Origin of the sequence: Adhaeribacter soli (assembly GCF_008727925.1) — a bacterium.
GTDB lineage: Bacteria > Bacteroidota > Bacteroidia > Cytophagales > Hymenobacteraceae > Adhaeribacter_A > Adhaeribacter_A soli.
In genome coordinates, this window is record NZ_VTWT01000005.1 from 306,658 (window position 1) to 327,532 (window position 20,875).

35 protein-coding genes and 1 tRNA gene are annotated in these 20,875 nt (G+C 43.2%); 1 reads left to right on the forward strand and 35 read right to left on the reverse strand.

Annotation, left to right across the window (positions count from 1 at the left end; translation table 11 throughout):
• Positions 1-49: 49 nt before the first annotated feature.
• The 35 genes from eno to rpsL form a co-directional block, all read right to left on the reverse strand.
• Positions 50-1,321 (reverse strand): phosphopyruvate hydratase, encoded by a 1,272-nt coding sequence (gene eno, locus F0P94_RS10895; RefSeq protein WP_150903911.1) that lies wholly within the window; start codon positions 1,319-1,321, stop codon positions 50-52.
• An 18-nt stretch (positions 1,322-1,339) separates the two neighbouring features.
• Positions 1,340-2,452: a glutamine-hydrolyzing carbamoyl-phosphate synthase small subunit gene (gene carA, locus F0P94_RS10900; RefSeq protein WP_150903912.1), complete on the reverse strand. Its 1,113-nt coding sequence runs from the start codon at positions 2,450-2,452 to the stop codon at positions 1,340-1,342.
• A gap of 78 nt (positions 2,453-2,530) precedes the next feature.
• Entirely contained in the window at positions 2,531-3,058 is a 528-nt protein-coding gene (gene rplQ / locus F0P94_RS10905; protein WP_150903913.1) for a 50S ribosomal protein L17, read from the reverse strand.
• 71 nt (positions 3,059-3,129) lie between these two features.
• Complete coding sequence (locus tag F0P94_RS10910) at positions 3,130-4,119, reverse strand: DNA-directed RNA polymerase subunit alpha (RefSeq protein WP_150903914.1); 990 nt, start codon at positions 4,117-4,119, stop codon at positions 3,130-3,132.
• 58 nt (positions 4,120-4,177) lie between these two features.
• Positions 4,178-4,783 carry a 30S ribosomal protein S4 gene (rpsD, locus tag F0P94_RS10915; RefSeq protein WP_150903915.1) on the reverse strand — a complete coding sequence of 202 codons (606 nt, stop codon included), beginning with the start codon at positions 4,781-4,783 and terminating at the stop codon, positions 4,178-4,180.
• A 30-nt stretch (positions 4,784-4,813) separates the two neighbouring features.
• A complete protein-coding gene (gene rpsK / locus F0P94_RS10920) occupies positions 4,814-5,206 on the reverse strand; it encodes a 30S ribosomal protein S11 (RefSeq protein ID WP_150903916.1) in 393 nt (130 codons plus the stop codon).
• Between the two features lie 9 nt (positions 5,207-5,215).
• A complete protein-coding gene (gene rpsM / locus F0P94_RS10925) occupies positions 5,216-5,593 on the reverse strand; it encodes a 30S ribosomal protein S13 (RefSeq protein ID WP_150903917.1) in 378 nt (125 codons plus the stop codon).
• An 18-nt stretch (positions 5,594-5,611) separates the two neighbouring features.
• Positions 5,612-5,728: a 50S ribosomal protein L36 gene (gene rpmJ / locus F0P94_RS10930; protein ID WP_150903918.1), complete on the reverse strand. Its 117-nt coding sequence runs from the start codon at positions 5,726-5,728 to the stop codon at positions 5,612-5,614.
• A gap of 5 nt (positions 5,729-5,733) precedes the next feature.
• A complete protein-coding gene (gene infA, locus F0P94_RS10935) occupies positions 5,734-5,952 on the reverse strand; it encodes a translation initiation factor IF-1 (RefSeq protein WP_150903919.1) in 219 nt (72 codons plus the stop codon).
• Positions 5,953-5,955: 3 nt separating this feature from the next.
• On the reverse strand, positions 5,956-6,726 hold the full coding sequence (gene map / locus F0P94_RS10940) for a type I methionyl aminopeptidase (RefSeq protein WP_150903920.1): 771 nt from the start codon (positions 6,724-6,726) through the stop codon (positions 5,956-5,958).
• 2 nt (positions 6,727-6,728) lie between these two features.
• The gene (gene secY / locus F0P94_RS10945) at positions 6,729-8,051 is read right to left on the reverse strand and encodes a preprotein translocase subunit SecY (RefSeq protein WP_150903921.1); all 1,323 of its coding nucleotides are present in this window, start codon (positions 8,049-8,051) and stop codon (positions 6,729-6,731) included.
• 8 nt (positions 8,052-8,059) lie between these two features.
• Positions 8,060-8,503, reverse strand: coding sequence for a 50S ribosomal protein L15 (rplO, locus tag F0P94_RS10950; protein ID WP_150903922.1), 444 nt, complete (start codon positions 8,501-8,503; stop codon positions 8,060-8,062).
• A 1-nt stretch (position 8,504) separates the two neighbouring features.
• Positions 8,505-8,684, reverse strand: coding sequence for a 50S ribosomal protein L30 (gene rpmD / locus F0P94_RS10955; RefSeq protein ID WP_150903923.1), 180 nt, complete (start codon positions 8,682-8,684; stop codon positions 8,505-8,507).
• Positions 8,685-8,687: 3 nt separating this feature from the next.
• A complete protein-coding gene (rpsE, locus tag F0P94_RS10960) occupies positions 8,688-9,206 on the reverse strand; it encodes a 30S ribosomal protein S5 (protein ID WP_150903924.1) in 519 nt (172 codons plus the stop codon).
• Positions 9,207-9,212: 6 nt separating this feature from the next.
• Positions 9,213-9,560: a 50S ribosomal protein L18 gene (rplR, locus tag F0P94_RS10965; RefSeq protein ID WP_150903925.1), complete on the reverse strand. Its 348-nt coding sequence runs from the start codon at positions 9,558-9,560 to the stop codon at positions 9,213-9,215.
• Positions 9,561-9,569: 9 nt separating this feature from the next.
• Entirely contained in the window at positions 9,570-10,124 is a 555-nt protein-coding gene (gene rplF, locus F0P94_RS10970) for a 50S ribosomal protein L6 (protein WP_150903926.1), read from the reverse strand.
• Positions 10,125-10,138: 14 nt separating this feature from the next.
• On the reverse strand, positions 10,139-10,537 hold the full coding sequence (gene rpsH, locus F0P94_RS10975; RefSeq protein WP_150903927.1) for a 30S ribosomal protein S8: 399 nt from the start codon (positions 10,535-10,537) through the stop codon (positions 10,139-10,141).
• Between the two features lie 84 nt (positions 10,538-10,621).
• A complete protein-coding gene (gene rpsN, locus F0P94_RS10980; protein WP_150903928.1) occupies positions 10,622-10,891 on the reverse strand; it encodes a 30S ribosomal protein S14 in 270 nt (89 codons plus the stop codon).
• 4 nt (positions 10,892-10,895) lie between these two features.
• Complete coding sequence (gene rplE, locus F0P94_RS10985; RefSeq protein WP_150903929.1) at positions 10,896-11,450, reverse strand: 50S ribosomal protein L5; 555 nt, start codon at positions 11,448-11,450, stop codon at positions 10,896-10,898.
• On the reverse strand, positions 11,450-11,788 hold the full coding sequence (rplX, locus tag F0P94_RS10990; protein ID WP_150903930.1) for a 50S ribosomal protein L24: 339 nt from the start codon (positions 11,786-11,788) through the stop codon (positions 11,450-11,452). The genes rplE and rplX overlap by 1 nt, the downstream gene beginning before the upstream one ends.
• A gap of 1 nt (position 11,789) precedes the next feature.
• Positions 11,790-12,158, reverse strand: a complete 369-nt coding sequence (gene rplN, locus F0P94_RS10995; protein WP_150903931.1) for a 50S ribosomal protein L14 — start codon at positions 12,156-12,158, stop codon at positions 11,790-11,792.
• A 1-nt stretch (position 12,159) separates the two neighbouring features.
• Positions 12,160-12,417: a 30S ribosomal protein S17 gene (gene rpsQ, locus F0P94_RS11000; protein WP_150904010.1), complete on the reverse strand. Its 258-nt coding sequence runs from the start codon at positions 12,415-12,417 to the stop codon at positions 12,160-12,162.
• 1 nt (position 12,418) lies between these two features.
• Positions 12,419-12,631 (reverse strand): 50S ribosomal protein L29, encoded by a 213-nt coding sequence (gene rpmC, locus F0P94_RS11005; protein ID WP_150903932.1) that lies wholly within the window; start codon positions 12,629-12,631, stop codon positions 12,419-12,421.
• A gap of 1 nt (position 12,632) precedes the next feature.
• Positions 12,633-13,058 (reverse strand): 50S ribosomal protein L16, encoded by a 426-nt coding sequence (gene rplP / locus F0P94_RS11010; protein ID WP_150903933.1) that lies wholly within the window; start codon positions 13,056-13,058, stop codon positions 12,633-12,635.
• Positions 13,059-13,088: 30 nt separating this feature from the next.
• On the reverse strand, positions 13,089-13,919 hold the full coding sequence (gene rpsC, locus F0P94_RS11015; RefSeq protein ID WP_150903934.1) for a 30S ribosomal protein S3: 831 nt from the start codon (positions 13,917-13,919) through the stop codon (positions 13,089-13,091).
• A 6-nt stretch (positions 13,920-13,925) separates the two neighbouring features.
• Complete coding sequence (gene rplV / locus F0P94_RS11020) at positions 13,926-14,327, reverse strand: 50S ribosomal protein L22 (RefSeq protein ID WP_150903935.1); 402 nt, start codon at positions 14,325-14,327, stop codon at positions 13,926-13,928.
• 2 nt (positions 14,328-14,329) lie between these two features.
• The gene (gene rpsS / locus F0P94_RS11025) at positions 14,330-14,608 is read right to left on the reverse strand and encodes a 30S ribosomal protein S19 (protein ID WP_150903936.1); all 279 of its coding nucleotides are present in this window, start codon (positions 14,606-14,608) and stop codon (positions 14,330-14,332) included.
• A complete protein-coding gene (gene rplB, locus F0P94_RS11030; protein ID WP_150903937.1) occupies positions 14,609-15,433 on the reverse strand; it encodes a 50S ribosomal protein L2 in 825 nt (274 codons plus the stop codon).
• 12 nt (positions 15,434-15,445) lie between these two features.
• A complete protein-coding gene (rplW, locus tag F0P94_RS11035; RefSeq protein WP_150903938.1) occupies positions 15,446-15,733 on the reverse strand; it encodes a 50S ribosomal protein L23 in 288 nt (95 codons plus the stop codon).
• Positions 15,733-16,365, reverse strand: coding sequence for a 50S ribosomal protein L4 (rplD, locus tag F0P94_RS11040; RefSeq protein ID WP_150903939.1), 633 nt, complete (start codon positions 16,363-16,365; stop codon positions 15,733-15,735). Before rplD ends, rplW begins: the two co-directional genes overlap by 1 nt.
• Before the next feature lies 1 nt (position 16,366).
• Entirely contained in the window at positions 16,367-16,984 is a 618-nt protein-coding gene (gene rplC / locus F0P94_RS11045) for a 50S ribosomal protein L3 (RefSeq protein WP_150903940.1), read from the reverse strand.
• Between the two features lie 182 nt (positions 16,985-17,166).
• Positions 17,167-17,472 (reverse strand): 30S ribosomal protein S10, encoded by a 306-nt coding sequence (gene rpsJ / locus F0P94_RS11050; RefSeq protein WP_150903941.1) that lies wholly within the window; start codon positions 17,470-17,472, stop codon positions 17,167-17,169.
• Between the two features lie 11 nt (positions 17,473-17,483).
• Positions 17,484-19,583 (reverse strand): elongation factor G, encoded by a 2,100-nt coding sequence (gene fusA, locus F0P94_RS11055; RefSeq protein WP_150903942.1) that lies wholly within the window; start codon positions 19,581-19,583, stop codon positions 17,484-17,486.
• Between the two features lie 3 nt (positions 19,584-19,586).
• Positions 19,587-20,054, reverse strand: a complete 468-nt coding sequence (rpsG, locus tag F0P94_RS11060; protein WP_150903943.1) for a 30S ribosomal protein S7 — start codon at positions 20,052-20,054, stop codon at positions 19,587-19,589.
• Positions 20,055-20,070: 16 nt separating this feature from the next.
• The gene (gene rpsL, locus F0P94_RS11065; protein WP_150903944.1) at positions 20,071-20,493 is read right to left on the reverse strand and encodes a 30S ribosomal protein S12; all 423 of its coding nucleotides are present in this window, start codon (positions 20,491-20,493) and stop codon (positions 20,071-20,073) included.
• Positions 20,494-20,797: 304 nt separating this feature from the next.
• Between rpsL and F0P94_RS11070 the strand changes: the two genes are divergently transcribed.
• A tRNA-Arg gene (locus F0P94_RS11070) sits at positions 20,798-20,869 on the forward strand.
• Positions 20,870-20,875 lie beyond the last annotated feature (6 nt).

A 20,875-nucleotide genomic window follows, 5' to 3' on the forward strand; every position in this document is an offset into this window, starting at 1 on the left:
AGAGCGCTTTATTTATTTGTCGAAAATTCGAACAATCGAAAATTCGAAACTACATTTTTCTGCCAGGATAGTAAGCGGTTTCACCCAGTTCTTCCTCAATGCGGAGCAACTGGTTGTATTTCGCCATCCGGTCAGAACGCGAAGCCGAACCGGTTTTGATCTGACCGGTGTTCAACGCTACAGCCAAGTCAGCAATGGTGTTGTCTTCGGTTTCGCCGGAACGGTGGCTCATGATGCTCTTATAACCGTTTCTACGGCCTAAGTTAATCGCATCGATGGTTTCGGAAAGCGAACCGATCTGGTTTACCTTGATCAGGATTGCGTTAGCTACGCCCTGGTCAATACCTTCCTGCAGGCGTTTCACGTTCGTAACGAACAGGTCATCACCTACCAGCTGCACTTTATCACCCACAGTATCAGTCAGTTCTTTCCAGCCTTTCCAATCGTCTTCGTCCATACCGTCTTCAATTGAAAGGATCGGGTATTTCGAGCACCAGTCTTTCCAGTAAGAAACCATCTCCGAAGAAGTCAGTTTGTCGCCGGTAGATTTTTTGAAATGGTAGTGTTTACCGTCAAAAAACTCGGAGCTGGCCGCGTCCATGGCGATCATCATATCGTCGCCTGGCTTATAACCCGCTTTTTCGATCGCCTGCAATACCACTTTAATAGCATCTTCGTTCGAAGACAAGTTCGGCGCAAAGCCGCCTTCATCGCCTACGTTCGTAGAAAGGCCTTTATCTTTCAGTACGTTTTTCAGGTGGTGGAATACTTCCGAGCCCATGCGTAACGCTTCAGAGAAAGAGGAAGCGCCAACCGGCATGATCATGAATTCCTGGAAATCGATGGCATTATCTGCGTGGCTGCCGCCGTTCAGAATGTTCATCATTGGTACCGGCAAGGTATTGGCCGAAGTACCACCTACGTAACGGAACAAGCTTAAACCAGCTTCCTGCGCTGCCGCCCGGGCAATAGCCAGGGAAACGCCCAGAATGGCATTGGCGCCAAATTTCGCTTTGTTTGGTGTGCCATCCAGCTCGATCATGATCTTGTCCAGCAGGTTCTGCTCGTACACCGAGAAACCGATCAGCTCATCGGCGATGAGCTCGTTCACATTTTTCACGGCCTGGCTTACGCCTTTGCCCATGTAGCGGCTCTTATCGCCGTCGCGCAACTCTACGGCTTCGTGCTTACCGGTAGAAGCTCCGGAAGGAACCGCAGCGCGGCCCAGGAAACCATTCTCGGTAATTACATCTACTTCTACTGTCGGGTTACCGCGCGAATCGAAGATCTGGCGCGCTTTAATGTCTTGGATCAAGCCCATGTCTAGCTGTTTATAGTTTTATTTTTTAATTGAGTTATTGATTAAGGTAATAAATTCGTCGAAAAGGTATTCAGAATCGTGCGGCCCCGGCGAAGATTCCGGATGGTACTGTACCGAAAATGCCGGTTTGTTCTTCATCCGGATTCCCTCTACGGTATTATCGTTCAGGTTTATGTGCGTTACTTCCACTTCCGGATGATCTTTCACCGCCTCAGCATCTACCGCAAAACCATGGTTCTGCGAAGTTACCTCACATTTACCGGTAATCAGGTTCTTAACCGGATGGTTCAGACCGCGGTGGCCGTTATGCATTTTATAGGTAGGAATTCCGTTGGCCTGCGCCAGCACCTGGTGCCCCATACAAATACCGAAAAGTGGCTTCTCAATTTTAAGCACTTCCTTTACGGTATTCACCGCCTCAGTAGTAGCAGCCGGGTCGCCCGGACCATTGGAAATATAATAGCCATCCGGTCCCCACTTTTCCATTTCCTCAAAAGGAGTATTATAAGGGAATACTTTGCATTCGCAACCCCGGTTAACCAGTTCATCCAGACTGTTCCGCTTTACGCCAAGATCCAGAACGGCAACTTTGTACTTCGGGTTTTCGGCTTCCAAACCATACGGTTCGGAGGTACTAACTTTCGAGGATAACTCTAAGCCCGCCATCGAAGGTACATTCTTTAACTGAAGGGCAAGTTCAGCTTCATCTAAGATCTCGGAAGAAATTACGGCATTCATGGCGCCTTTACTACGGATATACCGCACCAATTCCCGCGTGTCAATTTCGCAAATTCCAACCACACCTGCTTTTTCAAAATATTCCTGCAGCGAAGTGTCGGCCATTTTGCGCGAAAAGTGCGTAGAAAATTCCTTACATACCAACCCTTTGATCTGGATCTTATCAGATTCTACCTCCGTAGGAATTACGCCGTAATTCCCAATATGCGAAGTAGTAGTTAAAACCAACTGTCCGTAATAAGAAGGGTCGGTAAAAATTTCCTGGTAGCCGGTCATGCCGGTATTGAAGCAAAGCTCTCCACCGGTAGTACCAACCGAGCCAAGGGCTTTACCTTTAAAAACAGTACCATCTTCCAGCATTAAGATGGCATCCAGCGCTTTCTTGTTGTTCATAATAAAGGGTTTTGCAAAAATAAAAAAGGGATACGACTTCCATCGTATCCCTTTTAAAATTATTTCAAGGAGTTAACCTTATTTCGCATCTTCTGCAGTTTCAGTAGATTCCGTGGCAGACGTATCGTTGATCTCAGTAGTAGAGCCTGCAGCAGCTTCAGCGCCTTCAGCTTTCTTCTTACCAGAAGATCTTCTACGGGATTTACCTTTAGCAGCAGCTCCTGCACCAGTTTCTTTTACCAGCGTCTCGTTGAAGTCAACAAGCTCAATGATACAGATATCGGCGTTGTCACCTAAACGATTACCCATTTTGAAGATACGGGTGTATCCGCCTGGGCGGGTAGCAACTTTAGCAGCTACCGTATCGAACAATTCTTTAACCGAATCTTTGTTCTGCAGGTAAGAGAAAACCGTACGACGAGAGTGCGTAGTATCGTTTTTCGACTTTGTAAGAAGAGGCTCTACGTACTTACGTAATGCTTTTGCTTTGGCAACTGTAGTAGTAATTCTCTTGTGAAGAATTAAAGATGAAGCCATGTTAGAAAGCATCGCCTTGCGGTGAGCAGAGGTTCTTCCTAAGTGATTTATTTTTTTACCGTGTCTCATTTTTATTTAATTGTGCACGTGCATACCGTCGATCAACCAATTAAGGGATCGGGAATTATGCAGTCGATTTATTAATCTTCTTCTAATTTGTACTTAGAAAGATCCATCCCGAAGGTTAAGCCTTTCTCTTCTACCAGATTTTCCAGCTCAGTCAAAGACTTTTTACCGAAATTTCTGAACTTCATCATATCCTGCAGGTCTAACTGCACCAGGTCGCCAAGAGTACGGATATCCGCGGCTTTCAAGCAATTGTAAGCACGAACGGAAAGATCCATATCGCTCAATTGCGTTTTCAGCACTTTACGCATATGCAGCATTTCCTCATCAACCGCTTCTTCTTCTTCCTGCTTGGCAGTTTCGAAAGTCATGGTATTATCCGAGAACAGCATAAAATGCTGGATCAGGATATTGGCGGCTCCTTTTAAGGCATCTTCCGGGTGGATTGAACCATCCGTTTGAATGTCAATTAAAAGTTTCTCGTAGTCAGTTTTCTGCTCAACCCGGGTATTTTCAATGCTGTAACGCACATTCTTGATCGGAGTGTAAATAGCATCGATCGCGATCTGACCAAATACCTGCTCGTTCGGCTTATTTTCATCTGCCGGTACGTAGCCTCTGCCTTTCTGAATGGTTAATTCAATTTCAAAATTAACGCTGGAATCCAGGTGGCAAATTACCAGATCAGGGTTCAGAACCACAAAGCTGCTGGTGAAGTTATTGATCTCGCCTGCCAGGAAGCTGTCTTTACCGGAAATAGTAACGGTGATCTTATCATCTACCATATCCGACACTTTCTTAAAACGAACCATTTTCAGGTTCAGGATAATTTCGGAAACATCCTCCATTACCCCTTCGATGGTTGAGAACTCATGCAGCACACTCGGAATCCGAATAGCGGTAATCGCATAACCCTCCAGCGAAGATAATAAGATACGTCTTAAAGCATTTCCAATTGTTACACCATATCCTTTTTCAAGTGGCTTGAATTCAAATTGTCCGTTAAAGTCATCTGACTTTTCCATGACAACTTTTTCAGGCATTTGAAAAGCTAATATTGACATATACGCAATTTTAATGGTTGAAAATTTATTTGGGGAAACTTCACTCTAAGTAAAAAGATTACTTAGAGTAAAGCTCAACGATCAGCTGCTCCTGAATTTTTTCAGGAATCAGATCTCTAGAAGGAGCCGATATGAATTTACCGGTCATCTCCTTACCATCCCATTCTAACCAAGAAAACTGACGGGCGTTCCGGGCAGAAAGACTGTTGGTAATAACTTCTAAAGATTTAGATTTCTCTCTAACTGCTACAATATCGCCTGGTCTTAAAGAATATGAAGAAATGTTAACGATCTCTCCGTTTACGGTAATATGTTTGTGTAAAACAAGCTGGCGGGCTGCACGACGGGTTGGAGCAATACCTAAACGATAAACGGTATTATCCAGACGCGACTCTAACATCGCCAGGAAAGTTTCGCCGGTTACTCCACCTTTAGCGGCAGCTTTCTGGAACAGGTTAGAAAACTGTTTCTCCAGCATACCATAAAGGTACTTAACCTTTTGTTTTTCCATCAGCTGAATGGCGTATTCAGACTGTTTTTTGCGGCGGCCACGACCATGCATCCCAGGAGGATAAGCTTTCTTTTGCAATGCTTTGCTTGCACCGAAAATCGGCTCAGCGAATCTTCTGGAAACTTTGCTTTTGGGGCCTGTATATCTTGCCATATTATATTATGTCAAATAAAATGCTACTAATTAAACTCTTCTGCGTTTTGGCGGACGGCAACCGTTGTGCGGAAGCGGAGTAACGTCTTTAATGGTAGTTACTTCAATTCCAACATTCTGAACAGTTCTGATCGCGGATTCGCGACCTGCGCCAGGGCCTTTAACGAAAACCTCTGCTTTGCGCATACCAGCTTCGTAAGCCACTTTTGCACAATCAGAAGCAGCCATCTGGGCGGCATAAGGAGTATTCTTCTTTGAGCCTTTAAAGCCCATTTTACCTGCAGAAGCCCAGGAAATTACCTGGCCGTTATTATTAGTAACTGAGATGATGATATTATTGAAAGAGGCTTTAATATGGACTTGGCCAGTCTGTTCAACAACGACAACACGCTTCTTAGCTTTATCTTTTCTTTTCTGAGCCATTATCTAATATTATTTAGTAGCCTTTTTCTTATTTGCAACAGTTTTACGCTTACCTTTCCGGGTGCGTGAATTGTTTTTGGTACGCTGACCGCGGGTTGGTAAACCTTTTCTATGACGTAAGCCCCGGTAAGACCCAATATCCATTAAACGTTTGATATTGAGCTGTACCTCTGACCTAAGAACACCTTCGGTTTTGTGCTCTGTAGCGATAATGTTACGGATAGCACTTGCCTCGTCTTCTGTCCAGTCACTTACTTTTTTATCGTAACTTACTCCGGCTTTGGTTAAGATAGACTTAGATGCACTTCTGCCAATACCAAAGATATAGGTCAGCGCGATCTCGCCTCTTTTTTTGTCCGGAATATCTACTCCTGCTATTCTAGCCATGTTTATTTTTTATTTTTTTTAGCCTTGTCTTTGTTTATAACGTGGGTTTTTCTTGTTGATCACGTAAAGCTTGCCCTTCCGGCGAATCACTTTACAGTCAACACTTCTCTTTTTTACGGATGTTTTGACTTTCATTATTTTTATTTATATCGGTAAACAATTCTTCCTTTGCTAAGATCGTATGGCGACATTTCCAGCTTAACTTTATCGCCCGGTAAAATTTTAATGTAGTGCATTCTCATTTTACCGGAGATGTGAGCGATCAACTGATGTCCATTCTCGAGCTCGACTCTAAACATTGCATTTGATAATGCTTCAATGATTGTACCGTCTTGTTCGATTGACGATTGTTTGGCCATATTTTATCTTAATACTTTTTCTATGTATTCAAATGTAGTAAGAATCTCAGCTTTGTCTTTTCTTACTACCACAGTATGTTCAAAATGGGCGGAAGGCTTCCGGTCCCGGGTTCTGATTGTCCAGCCATCATTTTCCTGAACAATATTCCTGGTTCCAAGATTTACCATAGGTTCAATAGCCATTACAAGACCAGCCTGCAATTTAAGCCCCTGTCCTCTTTTTCCGTAATTAGGTACTTCCGGCGCTTCGTGCAAATTCTTGCCAATGCCATGCCCCACCAATTCGCGCACCACGGTAAAGCCTTCCTTTTCCACGTGCTGCTGAATAGCATGCGCTACATCTCCCATCCGGTTCCCAACAATGGCTCGTTCGATGCCAAGGTAAAGGGCTTCTTTCGTTTTCTCTAAAAGTAAACGAGTTTCAGCATTAACATTTCCAATTGGATGAGTATAGGCACTATCGCTGTGATAGCCTTTATAATGCACGCCGCAATCGACTGAGACAATGTCTCCCTCCTTAATTACATAAGGACTGGGAAAACCATGTACTACTACTTCGTTTACCGAAATACAGAGGCTATTAGGAAAACCATTATAACCTTTAAATGAGGGAATACCACCCGAATCTCTGATAAACTCGTAAGCAAGTTTATCGAGAGATAAGGTGGTGATACCTTCTTTAATATTTTCAGCTACTATACCGTGAGCTTTGCCTAAGATCTGGGCACCCTCCCGGATAATATCTATTTCCTCTTCGGATTTATAAAAGATCATTCTTAAGAAGCAATTGCGATATTCTGAGTCCGGCCTTTCAATTTGCCGGATTTCATCATACTATCGTAATGTTTCATCAGCAGGTAACTCTCAATCTGATTCATCGTATCAAGCACAACGCCAACCATAATGATGAGGGAAGTACCGCCAAAGAAACTGGAGAATTCACGGCTAACGCCTAATTGGAATGCAAAGGTAGGCAAAATTGCAACAATTGCCAAAAATATCGCGCCAGGCAGGGTTATTTTTGATAAAACATCGTCGATAAACTCAGACGTTGCTAAACCTGGTTTTATGCCCGGTACAAAACCGCCGCTTCTTTTAAGATCATCTGCAATCTGATTAGGGTTAACACTTATAGCGGTATAGAAATAAGTGAAAACAAGAATTAGCAGGGCAAATAAAAGATTGTGTACAAAAGAGTGCGGATCTGATAACGTATTCAGAAAACCTCCCACGTCTTCATTCACATCGCGCCACATCGAGCCAACCAAAGCAGGGATAAACATCAATGACTGGGCAAAAATGATTGGCATTACCCCGGCAGCATTCACTTTCAGGGGAATAAACTGGCGCTGGGCAGAAACGGCCGCCGCATTACCGGCGCCCATCTGTTTTGCATATTGAATAGGAATTCTACGAATTGCCTGGGTCAGCATTACTACTGCCATTACAATAAAGTAGAGAACAACTAACTCGAGGATAAATAATAAAGCTCCGTTTAATTGCTTTGAAATAGCTTCTGCGATTATAGCACCTGGCAACCTCGACGCAATCCCGATCATGATCAGCATGGAAATACCATTGCCAATACCTTTGTCGGTAATTTTTTCCCCTAACCACATACAGAACATTGTTCCGGCTGTAAGAATAATCATCGAACTGATGGTGAAGAGCGTGGTTGAGGCGACTATTGCCTCGCTATTGATCGTAGCAATAAAGCCTACCGATTGCGCAAGGGTTATAGCAATCGTTAAAACTCTGGTAATCTGATTAATCTTTTTCCGACCCGACTCACCTTCTTTCTGCATCTTTTGGAAATATGGTACTGCAATTGTTAATAATTGCAGTACGATAGATGCAGAAATATAAGGCATTATACCCAATGCGAAGATTGACGCATTACTAAATGCTCCTCCCAAAAGCGTATCTAAAACACCAAAAATTCCTTGAGCGTTAGATTTTAATTGCGAGGGATCAATGCCGGGAAGCACAACGTAAGAACCTAAACGAAAAATGGCTATAAAACCTAACGTATTTAGAATTCTAGTTCTTAAATCGTCAATCGCGAAAATGTTCTTAACAGTTGTAATAAGCTTATTCATATACCAAATTAAAGGGTAATTACTTTACCACCTGCTTTTTCAATTGCTTCGATAGCAGATTTAGAGAAGGCATGGGCCTGAACTTCAACAGCTGTTGTAAGCTCGCCACGTCCTAAAACTTTAATCTGATCATTTTTAGAAGCTAATCCGTTTGTTCTGAAAGTCTCGAATGTAAAGGTAGTAGTACCTTTAGCAGCCAGATTCTGCAGAACATCTAAATTAATAGAAGAGTACTCTACGCGGTTAATGTTTTTGAAACCAAACTTAGGAACGCGTCTCTGTAAAGGCATCTGTCCACCTTCGAAACCGGCTTTGCTTGAATAACCAGATCTTGATTTCGCACCTTTATGACCACGGGTGGATGTACCCCCTCTGCCTGAACCTGTACCTCTACCGATGCGCTTTCTGTTTTTAACAGAGCCTTCAGCAGGTTTTAATGAACTTAAATTCATTTTAAATATTTTTTACAGATACTAAATGTTGAACCTTATTAACCATTCCAGCAATCTGCGGCGTAAGCTCTACGGTTACTGTTTTGTTAATTTTGCCTAAACCTAAAGCTTTAATTGTCAGCTTCTGGGTTTCAGGTCTATCGATTATGCTTTTTACCTGGGTAATTGTAACTTGTGCCATTGCTTAACCGTTGAATACTTTAGATAATGAAATACCACGTTGCTGAGCAACAACCAAAGGATCACGCATTTTAGAAAGTGCATCGAAAGTAGCTTTAACCACGTTGTGCGGGTTAGAAGATCCTTTAGATTTCGCTAATACGTCTTTAATACCGGCACTTTCCAGCACGGCGCGCATAGCACCACCTGCAAGTACACCAGTACCAGCAGCAGCTGGCTTCACCAGTACAAAACCACCGGAATATTTGCCTTCAATAGCATGCGGAACAGTAGTATGATAAAGAGGAACCTTTACCAGGTTCTTTTTAGCATCATCTATTCCTTTAGCAATAGCATCGGTAACTTCGTTAGCCTTGCCTAAGCCGTAACCAACTGTTCCATTACCATCGCCCACTACAACAATAGCAGAAAAGCTGAAGCGACGGCCACCCTTAACTACTTTTGCTACACGTTTAATCGCTACTACCCGTTCTTTCAGATCGGTTTCGCTAGCCTTTACAGCACGTACATTATTCTTGATCATAATAATTTAGAATTTAAGTCCAGCCTCACGTGCTCCGTCGGCTAATGATTTAACGCGTCCATGATAAAGGTAACCGGAACGGTCGAACACAACACTGGTAATACCTTTTTCCAATGCCAGTTTTGCAATCTCTTTTCCAACTTCGGTTGAAGTCTGAACTTTAGATTCTTTACCATCAACTTTTGACGAAGAGGCAGAAGCAATTGTAACTCCTGATAAATCGTCAATGATTTGAGCGTAAATATTCTTATTGCTTCTAAATACTGACAGTCTTGGTCTTTCGGAAGTACCAGAAATTTTGGTTCTGATACTTCTTCTGATTCTTAATCTTCTTTGTTCTTTATTTACAGCCATGATTTAAACTTATTTAGAGGCAGTTTTACCAGCTTTTCTACGGATCTCTTCACCAACGAAACGTACACCTTTACCTTTGTAAGGCTCAACTTTGCGGAGTGATCTGATTTTGGCAGCCACCTGACCCAGCAATTGTTTGTCGATGCTTTCCAGGGTGATAAGAGGAGCTTTACCTTTTTCAGTTACTGCAGTTACAGAAACTTCCTGTGGCAAAGCAAGGAAAATATTGTGGGAATATCCCAACGATAATTCCAGCGTAGATCCGGTCATAGCGGCTTTAAAACCTACCCCTACCAGTTCTAATTGTTCTTTAAAGCCTTCGCTTACGCCAATTATCATGTTATTCAACAGGGAACGGTACAGGCCATGCATGGCTTTGTGACGTTTCTGTTCAGTTGGTCTTTCAACTACAATGGTATTGTCATTCTGCGATACGATCATATCACGGTCAACAAGAGTAGTTAAAGTGCCTTTCGGGCCTTTTACAGTTACTTCATTATTTGAAGCAACTGTTACTTCCACTTTTTCAGGAAGATTGATTGGTAATTTACCTATACGCGACATCTCTTAGCCTACTTTTAATATACGTAACATAAAACTTCGCCACCTACATTTAAATTGCGTGCTTCTTTCTCGGTGATCACACCTTTAGAAGTGGAAAGGATAGCAACACCCAAACCATTTAATACACGCGGCAGGTTCTCTAAATGAGCATATTTACGTAAACCTGGTTTAGAAATTCTTTCCAGTTTTACAATTGCTGATTGCTTTGTTGCAGGATTATATTTCAAAGCAATTTTGATAGTACCCTGAACACCAGCATCATCAAAGCGGTAGCTCTGAATGTAGCCTTTTTCGTAAAGTACTTTTGTGATCTCTTTTTTTATCTTGCTGGACGGAATCTCAACTACCCGGTGGTTCGCCTTGATTGCATTACGCAAACGGGTTAAGTAGTCCGCTATTGGATCTGTATTCATTGTCAGTATATTAAAAGTATTTTTCGCTCTGAGCGAGCCGCAAAGATACTACAATTAATTTAAAACTTAAAACTAAATTGTTACCTACCAGCTTGACTTTGTTACACCAGGAATTTTACCAGCGGATGCAAGATCACGGAAGGTAACCCGGGAGATGCCAAACTTACGCATGTATCCTCTCGGACGGCCGGTAAGTTTGCAACGGTTGTGTAAGCGAACAGGCGAAGCATTTTTTGGCAATTTGTCCAAAGCTTCATAATCGCCGGCAGCTTTCAGTTCTTTCCGCTTCTCAGCGTACTTTGCTACCATTGCTATTCTTTTTAATTCGCGGGCTTTTACGGATTCTTTAGCCATCTTATTATTTCTTAACGTTTGTAAAAGGCATACCGAAAGCTTTTAACAGTTCATAGCTTTCTTCATCATTTTTAGCAGTGGTTACGAACGTGATATCCATACCAGAAATTGCTTTGATCTTGTCAATGCTGATCTCCGGGAAAATGATCTGCTCTTTAACCCCTAATGTGTAGTTACCACGACCATCGAAACCTTTGTCGCTAACACCTCTGAAGTCACGTACACGTGGCAACGCAATTGTCAGGAGACGGTCCATGAATTCGTACATCCGTTCGCCACGTAGAGTAACACGGGCGCCGATCGGCATACCTTCTCTCAGTTTGAAGTTGGAGATTGAATTTTTAGCTTTCGTTGGAACAGCACGTTGTCCGCTGATGGTGCTTAATTCTTCAACTCCGATATCAACTAATTTTTTATCAGACACCGCATTACCAATACCCCGGTTAATGCTGATTTTGGTGATTCTTGGAACCTGCATTACGCTTTTATACTGAAATTTTTCTTTCAGAGCTGGTGCAACTTCCTTTTCGTATTTCTCTTTTAATCTTGCTGATGCCATTATATTGCCTCCCCGGATTTTTTAGAATAACGCTCTAATTTACCGTTATTATTCAGGCGCTTGCCTGTACGTACATTTGCGCCTGATTTTCCTTCAACCAACATTACATTGCTGGCGTGGATACCGGCTTCTTTTTTCTCGATGCCGCCCTGAGGATTCTTAGCGCTTGGTTTATTATGCTTGGTCACTAAGTTTAAACCTTCGATGATCACTTTGGAAGTATTGGTATCCACAGCCGTAATCTTGCCTGTTTTACCTCTTTCATCGCCAGCGATAACCTTAACGGTGTCTCCGGTTTTAACGTGAAGCTTTGTTGTAGTTTTTGATACTGTTTTCATCTTATAAAACCTCAGGTGCTAAAGATACAATTTTCATGAATTGCTTTTCACGCAATTCGCGCGCAACAGGCCCGAAAATACGGGTACCTCTTGGCTCATCGTTGTTGTTCAAAAGAACCGCTGCGTTGTCGTCGAAACGGATGTAAGAACCATCTTTGCGACGGATTTCTTTTTTCGTTCTAACGATAACTGCTTTGGTAACAGTTCCTTTTTTAATGTTACCTGAAGACAAAGCAGACTTTACAGTAACTACAATTTTATCGCCGATAGAAGCATATTTTTTACCTGTACCGCCTAAAACGCGAATACAAAGTACTTCTTTTGCTCCAGAATTGTCGGCTACACTTAATCTTGATTCTTGTTGTATCATCTTACTTAGCCCTTTCTATAATTTCAACTAAACGCCAGTTCTTGTTTTTGCTTAACGGACGGGTCTCCATAATGCGAACAGTATCACCAATGCCACACTCATTGTTTTCATCATGAGCCATGAACTTATTAGATTTGGTGATAAACTTTCCGTAAAGCGGGTGCTTTGTGCGGGTTTCCACCATAACCGTGATAGATTTGTCCATTTTGTTGCTGGCAACTCTACCGATTCTTTCTTTTCTTAAATTTCTCGCTTCCATTTTACTTTGCATTTTGGGATTTTAAAGCTGTTTCCCGGTTCCGGATCTCAGTGTTCAATTTAGCTATCAGCCTTCTTGATTCTCTGATCTTTAATGGATTTTCTAGTGGAGAAATAGAGTGAGCGAATCTTAAGTTCTGGCTGTTTGTCCGCTCTGTATTTAACTGCACTTTCAGCTCGTCGAGAGAAAGGGCTTTAATTTCTGAATTTTTCATACTACTTGCTCTCAACGTAATCTCTACGTACAACAAATTTTGTTCTTACCGGAAGCTTCTGTGCAGCTAATCTTAACGATTCCTGCGCAACTTCCAAAGGCACGCCATCAGATTCAAACATGATGGTACCTGGTTTTACGTTTGCTACCCAATATTCCGGGGAACCTTTACCTTTACCCATCCGAACTTCGGCTGGCTTTTTGGTAATCGGTTTGTCAGGGAATATGCGGATCCAAACCTGGCCTTCACGCTTCATAGCGCGAGTCATCGCGATACGTGCCGCTTCTATCTGACGGCTGGTGATCCAGGAGGCTTCTAATGATTTTATAGCGAATGAGCCAAATGAGATAGAGGAACCACGGTTAGCTAAACCAGTAACCCGCCCTTTCATCATTTTTCTATACTTCGTTCTTTTCGGTTGTAACATCTCTAAAAAACTTGATGATTATAATTATAATTAGCGGCGTGGTTTAGCACCACCTGCGTTATTGCGACGTTGTCCGCCACCTTCTCCTCTGTTTTCACGTCCGCCTCTGTCGCCACCGCGATCGTTGCGACGACCAGAACGATCGCCACGGTCAGAACGTTCATTTCTTTCGCCGCGTGGAGCGCCGGAAGCAGATTTGCTTTCTGCCGGTACCTGGTTTGGAGAAAGGTCCTTCTTGCCGTAGATCTCACCTTTGAAGATCCACACTTTGATACCTAACTTACCGTATACCGTTTGTGCTTCAGATAAAGCATAATCGATATCGGCACGAAGGGTGTGCAGAGGAGTTCTTCCTTCTTTGTAGTGCTCGGTACGTGCCATCTCAGCTCCACCTAAACGGCCGGAAACCTGGATTTTGATACCTTCAGCACCAACGCGTAAAGCAGAAGAAATTGCCTGCTTCATGGCACGACGGAAAGAGATACGGGCCTGCAGCTGCTGGGCTACAGATTCGCCAACTAATTTAGCATCAAGTTCAGGACGTTTGATTTCGAAGATATTGATCTGAACGTCTTTGCTCGTGATCTTCTTTAACTCTTCTTTAATTTTATCAACTTCCTGACCACCTTTACCAATTACCACACCCGGACGGGCAGTGTTGATTGTAATGGTGATTCTTTTTAATGTACGCTCAATAACGATTTTGGAAATACCGCCTTTCGGGATACGAGCAAGGATGTATTTACGGATCTTTTCGTCTTCAACCAGCTTTTCAGCGAAATCTTTGCCACCGTACCAGTTAGAGTCCCAACCTTTTACAATGCCCAGGCGAAGACCAATCGGATTTACTTTTTGTCCCATTTTAACTTATTTGGCTTTAGTGGTTGATTCAGCTTTTTTTGCTTTTTTAGATACCATTTCTTCTTCAGATTTAGTATCGATGATCAGCGTTACGTGGTTAGATCTTTTGCGGATCCGGTGACCACGACCCTGAGGAGCAGGACGAAGACGCTTCAGAGTACGTCCTTCATCTACAAAAATAGCTTTGATGTAAAGGTTAGACTCTTCGATGCGGGCATCTTCATTTTTAGCCTGCCAGTTAGATAAAGCGGATAAAAGAAGTTTTTCAATTTTCTCAGCACCTGAATTGGCTTCGAATTTCAAAATGCCAAGGGCACTGTTTACTTGCTTTCCGCGTACCATATTTGCTACCAGACGCATTTTGCGCGGGGAGGTAGGTACGTTTCTTAGTTTTGCTACTGCTTCCATGATTATCTCTTACCTTTATCTTTCTTAGCTACGTGGCCTCTGAAGTTTCTGGTCGGAGCAAATTCGCCAAGCTTATGTCCTACCATGTTCTCAGTTACATAAACCGGGATAAATTTATTACCGTTATGTACTGCAAATGTATGTCCAACGAAGTCCGGAGAGATCATCGATCTTCTGGACCAGGTTTTTACTACTGTTTTCTTGCCAGTCTCATCCAGAGCCTGAACTTTTCTTTCGAGCCTAAAGTCAATATAAGGCCCTTTTTTTAATGATCTTCCCATTTATTTTTTACCTCTATTAACAATTAGCTGCTCGGAATATTTTTTCTTGTTTCTGGTTTTCGCACCTTTTGACAGTAACCCTTTACGTGAACGTGGGTGACCGCCTGATGATCTACCTTCACCACCACCCATTGGGTGATCTACCGGGTTCATAGCAACACCACGAACGCGCGGACGAATACCTTTCCAACGGTTACGACCAGCTTTACCCATGTTCACGTTCATGTGATCTGAGTTAGAAACTGTACCTACCGTGGCTAAGCAATTCACCAATACCATTCTCATTTCACCTGAAGGTAATTTGATAGTAGCGTAGCGGCCTTCGCGAGCAACTAACTGAGCATAAGATCCAGCGGAACGGGCAAGGATACCACCATTACCTGGCATTAACTCAATGTTGTGTACAATTGTACCAAGCGGCATTTCAGCAAGCGGCAAGCAGTTACCAACTTCCGGAGCAATTCCGTTACCTGATAAAATGGTTGTGCCTACTGTAAGACCTGCCGGAGCAATGATATACGCTTTCTCACCATCAGCATAGTAAAGCAGGGCTATACGAGCTGTACGGTTCGGATCGTACTCAATTGCTTTTACAACGGCAGGAACACCGAATTTAGTCCGTTTGAAATCGATCATACGGTACTGCTTCTTATGACCGCCACCTATATAGCGCATGGTCATCTTACCGGAATCATTCCGTCCACCAGATTTTTTTATAGGTGCCAACAGAGATTTCTCCGGAGTAGATGAGGTGATCTCATCAAAGGCAGGAGCTATTCTAAATCTCTGACCTGGTGTTATTGGTCTTAGTTTCTTTAAAGCCATTTTTATTGTAAATTATATACCGTTATAGAAATCAATAGTCTCGCCTGCTTTCAGGGTAACAATTGCTTTTTTGATAGAAGCTTTTCTACCAGATACCATACCGGCTTTCGTCATTTTCACTTTCAATTTACCCTGGGTGCGGTTTGTGCAAACTTTCTCCACTGTAACGCCATAAAGTTTTTCAATCGTTTTCTTGATCTCAACTTTATTCGCTTTTTTGTCTACTTCGAATGCATACTTTCCAGCTTCATTCAAAGCGGTCATCTTTTCAGTAACCAGAGGTCTCTTTAAAATTTCCATTACTTGTTGCTATAAAGTTGTTCTAATGAATTGATTGATTCTTCAGTAAACAGTACAGTTTCTGCATTCAGGATATCGTAAGTAGATAAGCTGCTTGCTACCGATACTTTTACTTTAGGCAGGTTACGGGCAGAAAGTACAACATTAGAGTTGATTGCACCGGTAACCATTAAGGTTTTCTTTTCAGCAACTTTCAGGTTTGAAAGGATCGAAACGAAATCTTTTGTTTTTGCAGCCGACATTTCAATGTTTTCAACTAAAGCAATTTTGTTGTCTTTTGCCATAGAAGAAAGCGCTGATAAACGGGCAACGGCTTTCAGTTTTTTGTTCAGTTTGAAGCTGTAGTTACGCGGACGCGGACCGAAAACACGACCACCACCGATAAATACAGGAGACTTCATGCTACCAGCACGGGCGCCGCCTGTTCCTTTTTGCTTCTTAAGTTTTTTGGTTGTACCAGCTACTTCGTTACGCTCTTTTGATTTGTGCGTACCTTGTCTCTGGTTAGCCAGATATTGTTTCACGTCCAGGTACATGGCATGTTCGTTCGGTTCAATGCCAAATATAGCATCAGAAAGAGTAATCTTTCTGCCAGTGTCCTGACCTTTAATTGATAATACAGAAAGCTCCATCTTATTTTTCTAATACAATGTATGAATTCTTGGCACCTGGAACGGAACCACTTACTACGATTACATTTCTGTCTGCGATTACTTTCAGTACGCGCAGGTTCTGAATTTTAACTCTGTCACCACCCATACGGCCGGCCATGCGCATTCCTTTGAATACACGGGAAGGCCAAGAGCAGGCACCGATGGAACCTGGGTGACGACCGCGGTTGTGCTGACCGTGGGTCTGGCCACCAACACCCGCAAAGTTGTAGCGTTTTACTACACCCTGGAAACCTTTACCTTTTGAGGTACCGATAGCGTCCACGAATTCGCCTTCTTCAAACAGATCCGCTTTCACAACATCTCCCAGCGCTAAAGCTGTTTCTTCAATTTTAAATTCCACAACCTTTGCCTTAGGCGTTGCGTTAGCTTTTTTGAAGTGACCAGCTAATGCTTTTGGTGTGTTTTTTTCTTTACGCTCTCCAAAACCCAATTGCACCGCGGCATAGCCGTCATTGTCAACAGTTTTCACCTGCGTAACGGTGCACGGTCCTGCTTCGATTAACGTGCAGGGTACACTTTTACCTTCAGGCGTGAAGAGGCTTGTCATTCCGATTTTTCTACCGATTATTCCAGGCATTCTACTTTAAGATTGATTATAAATGATTTACGCCCTTACACAGTTTGTCTAAGGGAGTGCAAAGATACTAAAATAAAAATGTTTAAACCAAATTGGTTTGTAAATATTTTATTTTCAGATACAAATAAAAAAAAGGAACCGGTTAGTTCCGGTCCCTTTTTTGGTATGCCTACCAGCAGAAATCAAACTTTAATTTCTACGTCTACGCCTGAAGGCAATTCTAATTTCATCAGGGCATCTACGGTTTTAGAGCTGGTTGAGTAGATATCTACCAAACGCTTGTAAGTGCACAGCTGGAATTGCTCCCGGGCTTTTTTGTTTACGTGCGGCGAACGCAACACGGTGTATTTGTCAACTTCAGTTGGCAATGGAATCGGACCGCTCACGATCGCGCCAGTTGCTTTAACTGCTTTTACGATCTTCTCAGAAGATTTATCAACCAGGTTGTGATCGTAAGATTTTAATTTAATTCTTATTTTCTGATTCATTTTCTTAATGCTTACTTAGCGGTACCTTTTACTTTGGCTACAATTGCGTCTGACAGGTTCTGAGGCACTTGCTCATAATGAGAGAACGTTAAGGTTGCCGTAGCACGACCTGAGGTAATGGTTCTCAAATCGGTTACATAACCGAAAAGTTCTGAAAGAGGCACATCGGCTTTAATCACCTGGGCACCGCCTTTGGTATCCATACCCTTCATCAAACCTCTTCTGCGGTTCAAGTCGCCGGTTACCGGACCAGTGTACTCATCCGGAGAAATTACCTCTACTGCCATGATTGGCTCAAGTAATTTCGGAGCGCATTTCTTTGCAGCTTCCTTGTAACCCTGACGGGCTGCAAGTTCGAAAGAAAGTGCATCGGAGTCAACATCGTGATAAGAACCGTGGAACAGACGTACTTTCATGGAATCCATCGGGAAACCTGCCAATACACCGTTCTTCATGGCTTCTTCGAAACCTTTTTGTATCGGGGCAATAAATTCTTTTGGAATTACACCCCCTACGATGTTGTTTATAAATTCTAAACCTGGTTTGTCATCTTCTCTCGGTCCGATTTCGAATACGATATCACCGAATTTACCACGACCACCTGATTGTTTCTTGTACGTTTCGCGGTGCTCTACCGATTTGGTGATAGCCTCTTTGTAAGCTACCTGCGGCGCGCCCTGGTTAATCTCTACCTTGAACTCACGTTTCATCCGGTCGATGATGATTTCCAGGTGAAGCTCGCCCATACCTTTCAGGATAGTCTGACCTGTTTCGTGGTCAGTCTGAACTACCAGCGTTGGATCTTCTTCCACAAGTTTGGCAATTGCCATACCCATTTTATCAACGTCAGCCTGCGTTTTTGGCTCAATGGCATAGCCGATTACCGGCTCCGGGAATTCCATTGCTTCCAGAACGATTTTCGCTTCCTGGGCGCAAAGGGTATCGCCGGTTTTAATGTCTTTGAAACCTACTACCGCTCCGATGTCGCCGGCTTCCAGTCTTTCGATGGAGTTCTGCTTGTTGGCGTGCATCTGGAAGATACGGGAGATACGCTCCTTATTGTTTGAACGGGTATTGAATACGTAAGAGCCTGCTTCCAGAACACCTGAGTAAGCACGTACAAAGCACAGACGGCCTACGTAAGGGTCCGTAGCAATTTTGAAGGCCAGACCGGCAAATGGTTCTTTGGTATCTGGTTTACGGGCAATTTCAGCGCCTGTATCCGGATTAGTACCAATGATGCTTTCTTTATCCATCGGCGATGGAAGTAAAGCCATCACGTAGTCCAGCATGGTCTGAACACCTTTGTTTTTGAAAGATGAACCGCAAAGCATCGGCACGATAGCCATGTCGATGGTTGCTGCACGAAGAGCGGCCAGGATTTCATCTTCGGTGATCGAGCTCGGATCTTCGAAATATTTTTCCATTAAGCTTTCGTCGTACTCAGCTACTGCTTCCAGTAACTTCTCACGGTACTCTTCAGCTTCTTCCAGCATATCGTCCGGAATCGGAACTTCGGTCCAGGTCATGCCTTTGTCGCTCTCGTTCCATGTCATTCCGCGGAAGTTCACCAGGTCAACTACGCCTTTGAAGTCATCTTCGGAACCGATTGGTAACTGTAGCGCAACCGCGTTGCTTCCCAGCATTTCCTTTACCTGACGGCAAACGTTCAGGAAGTCGGCACCGGAGCGGTCCATTTTGTTAACGAAACCGATACGGGCTACTTTGTAGTTGTTGGCAAGGCGCCAGTTTGTTTCTGACTGCGGCTCTACACCGTCTACAGCAGAGAATAAGAACACCAGACCATCCAGTACGCGCAGGGAACGGTTTACCTCTACGGTAAAGTCCACGTGACCCGGAGTATCGATGATGTTGATATGGTAAGGCTGGTTACGATAAGTCCAGTCTACGGTTACGGCAGCTGAAGTGATGGTGATACCACGCTCCTGCTCCTGCTCCATCCAGTCGGTGGTAGCAGAACCTTCGTGCGTTTCACCTAACTTGTGCGATTTACCAGTGTAATAAAGAATCCGCTCGGTGGTAGTTGTTTTTCCGGCATCGATGTGCGCGGCAATACCAATATTTCTTGTGTATCTAAGGTCGCGGGCCATGTATTAGAATCTGAAATGTGAGAATGCCTTGTTCGCTTCCGCCATACGGTGCGTATCGTCTTTTTTCTTAACGGCAGCGCCTTCGCCTTTAGCAGCAGCAATAATTTCGCCGGCTAAACGCTCCATCATGGTTTTCTCACCACGCTTACGCGAATACAGAATCATCCATTTGATACCCAAAGCAATTTTACGCTCCGGACGAACCTCTGTAGGCACCTGGAAAGTAGCACCACCTACGCGGCGGCTTTTTACTTCCACGCCCGGCATGATGTTGTTCAGGGCTTTTCTCCAGGTTTCCAGACCGTTTTCTTTGGTTCTTTTCTCTACTAAATCGCACGCGTCGTAGAAAATGCTGTAAGCAACACTTTTCTTGCCGTCGTACATTAAGTAGTTAACGAAACGAGTTACTAAGGTTTCTTTGTATTTAGGATCAGGAAGAAGTATTCTCTTCTTTGGTTTTGCTTTTCTCATTATACTAAGCTATTTATTACTTTTTCTTTTTAGCTGGAGCACCTTTGCCAGCAGCAGCTACTTGTCCTGGTTTCGGACGTTTTGCACCATATTTTGAACGACGTTGCAGACGGCCGTTTACGCCGGCAGTATCCAAAGCACCACGGATGATGTGGTAACGAACACCTGGCAAATCTTTTACTCTACCACCGCGGATCAGCACGATAGAGTGCTCCTGCAGGTTGTGGCCTTCACCCGGAATGTAAGCGTTAACTTCTTTACCGTTGGTTAAGCGTACACGGGCTACTTTACGCATAGCCGAGTTTGGCTTCTTAGGCGTTGTAGTATATACACGGGTACAAACGCCACGGCGCTGCGGGCATGAATCCAAAGCCGGAGACTTCGATTTGAAGGTTAACTTCTCCCTTCCATTTCTTACTAATTGTTGTATAGTAGGCATTTACAAAGTTGTTATAAATAGAACTCTTCTCGAAAATTTAGTTTGCAAAGGTATAGAATATCCCTTGCAAAATCAAAAAATATTTTAAAGTAATTATTTAAAGCCACTTACGCATTTGTGAAGCGCGTAAATGAGCTTTGAATTACTCATATTTCTTTAACTTGCCTAAATTTGAGCCGCAAAAGTACTGATTTTATTTGACTTAGTCACTTTTTTGCTTAAAAAAGCTAGCATTTTCTTTTGCGGGGTGTAGATTATCTGGAAAATAATCTCTACTTTTGCTTTCCCTTCGGACAAATACCCCGGCCGCGTAGTACAACGGATAGTATGGAAGTTTCCGAAGCTTTTGATTCAGGTTCGATTCCTGACGCGGCCACTCATA

Excerpts from the sequence above, each read along its gene's own strand:
- eno (WP_150903911.1), bottom strand. The coding sequence starts at position 1,321 with ATGGGCTTGATCCAAGACATTAAAGCGCGCCAGATCTTCGATTCGCGC.
- carA (WP_150903912.1), bottom strand. The coding sequence starts at position 2,452 with ATGAACAACAAGAAAGCGCTGGATGCCATCTTAATGCTGGAAGATGGT.
- rplQ (WP_150903913.1), bottom strand. The coding sequence starts at position 3,058 with ATGAGACACGGTAAAAAAATAAATCACTTAGGAAGAACCTCTGCTCAC.
- F0P94_RS10910 (WP_150903914.1), bottom strand. The coding sequence starts at position 4,119 with ATGTCAATATTAGCTTTTCAAATGCCTGAAAAAGTTGTCATGGAAAAG.
- rpsD (WP_150903915.1), bottom strand. The coding sequence starts at position 4,783 with ATGGCAAGATATACAGGCCCCAAAAGCAAAGTTTCCAGAAGATTCGCT.
- rpsK (WP_150903916.1), bottom strand. The coding sequence starts at position 5,206 with ATGGCTCAGAAAAGAAAAGATAAAGCTAAGAAGCGTGTTGTCGTTGTT.
- rpsM (WP_150903917.1), bottom strand. The coding sequence starts at position 5,593 with ATGGCTAGAATAGCAGGAGTAGATATTCCGGACAAAAAAAGAGGCGAG.
- rpmJ (WP_150903918.1), bottom strand. The coding sequence starts at position 5,728 with ATGAAAGTCAAAACATCCGTAAAAAAGAGAAGTGTTGACTGTAAAGTG.
- infA (WP_150903919.1), bottom strand. The coding sequence starts at position 5,952 with ATGGCCAAACAATCGTCAATCGAACAAGACGGTACAATCATTGAAGCA.
- map (WP_150903920.1), bottom strand. The coding sequence starts at position 6,726 with ATGATCTTTTATAAATCCGAAGAGGAAATAGATATTATCCGGGAGGGT.
- secY (WP_150903921.1), bottom strand. The coding sequence starts at position 8,051 with ATGAATAAGCTTATTACAACTGTTAAGAACATTTTCGCGATTGACGAT.
- rplO (WP_150903922.1), bottom strand. The coding sequence starts at position 8,503 with ATGAATTTAAGTTCATTAAAACCTGCTGAAGGCTCTGTTAAAAACAGA.
- rpmD (WP_150903923.1), bottom strand. The coding sequence starts at position 8,684 with ATGGCACAAGTTACAATTACCCAGGTAAAAAGCATAATCGATAGACCT.
- rpsE (WP_150903924.1), bottom strand. The coding sequence starts at position 9,206 with ATGATCAAGAATAATGTACGTGCTGTAAAGGCTAGCGAAACCGATCTG.
- rplR (WP_150903925.1), bottom strand. The coding sequence starts at position 9,560 with ATGGCTGTAAATAAAGAACAAAGAAGATTAAGAATCAGAAGAAGTATC.
- rplF (WP_150903926.1), bottom strand. The coding sequence starts at position 10,124 with ATGTCGCGTATAGGTAAATTACCAATCAATCTTCCTGAAAAAGTGGAA.
- rpsH (WP_150903927.1), bottom strand. The coding sequence starts at position 10,537 with ATGAATACAGATCCAATAGCGGACTACTTAACCCGTTTGCGTAATGCA.
- rpsN (WP_150903928.1), bottom strand. The coding sequence starts at position 10,891 with ATGGCTAAAGAATCCGTAAAAGCCCGCGAATTAAAAAGAATAGCAATG.
- rplE (WP_150903929.1), bottom strand. The coding sequence starts at position 11,450 with ATGGCATCAGCAAGATTAAAAGAGAAATACGAAAAGGAAGTTGCACCA.
- rplX (WP_150903930.1), bottom strand. The coding sequence starts at position 11,788 with ATGAAAACAGTATCAAAAACTACAACAAAGCTTCACGTTAAAACCGGA.
- rplN (WP_150903931.1), bottom strand. The coding sequence starts at position 12,158 with ATGATACAACAAGAATCAAGATTAAGTGTAGCCGACAATTCTGGAGCA.
- rpsQ (WP_150904010.1), bottom strand. The coding sequence starts at position 12,417 with ATGGAAGCGAGAAATTTAAGAAAAGAAAGAATCGGTAGAGTTGCCAGC.
- rpmC (WP_150903932.1), bottom strand. The coding sequence starts at position 12,631 with ATGAAAAATTCAGAAATTAAAGCCCTTTCTCTCGACGAGCTGAAAGTG.
- rplP (WP_150903933.1), bottom strand. The coding sequence starts at position 13,058 with ATGTTACAACCGAAAAGAACGAAGTATAGAAAAATGATGAAAGGGCGG.
- rpsC (WP_150903934.1), bottom strand. The coding sequence starts at position 13,919 with ATGGGACAAAAAGTAAATCCGATTGGTCTTCGCCTGGGCATTGTAAAA.
- rplV (WP_150903935.1), bottom strand. The coding sequence starts at position 14,327 with ATGGAAGCAGTAGCAAAACTAAGAAACGTACCTACCTCCCCGCGCAAA.
- rpsS (WP_150903936.1), bottom strand. The coding sequence starts at position 14,608 with ATGGGAAGATCATTAAAAAAAGGGCCTTATATTGACTTTAGGCTCGAA.
- rplB (WP_150903937.1), bottom strand. The coding sequence starts at position 15,433 with ATGGCTTTAAAGAAACTAAGACCAATAACACCAGGTCAGAGATTTAGA.
- rplW (WP_150903938.1), bottom strand. The coding sequence starts at position 15,733 with ATGGAAATTTTAAAGAGACCTCTGGTTACTGAAAAGATGACCGCTTTG.
- rplD (WP_150903939.1), bottom strand. The coding sequence starts at position 16,365 with ATGGAGCTTTCTGTATTATCAATTAAAGGTCAGGACACTGGCAGAAAG.
- rplC (WP_150903940.1), bottom strand. The coding sequence starts at position 16,984 with ATGCCTGGAATAATCGGTAGAAAAATCGGAATGACAAGCCTCTTCACG.
- rpsJ (WP_150903941.1), bottom strand. The coding sequence starts at position 17,472 with ATGAATCAGAAAATAAGAATTAAATTAAAATCTTACGATCACAACCTG.
- fusA (WP_150903942.1), bottom strand. The coding sequence starts at position 19,583 with ATGGCCCGCGACCTTAGATACACAAGAAATATTGGTATTGCCGCGCAC.
- rpsG (WP_150903943.1), bottom strand. The coding sequence starts at position 20,054 with ATGAGAAAAGCAAAACCAAAGAAGAGAATACTTCTTCCTGATCCTAAA.
- rpsL (WP_150903944.1), bottom strand. The coding sequence starts at position 20,493 with ATGCCTACTATACAACAATTAGTAAGAAATGGAAGGGAGAAGTTAACC.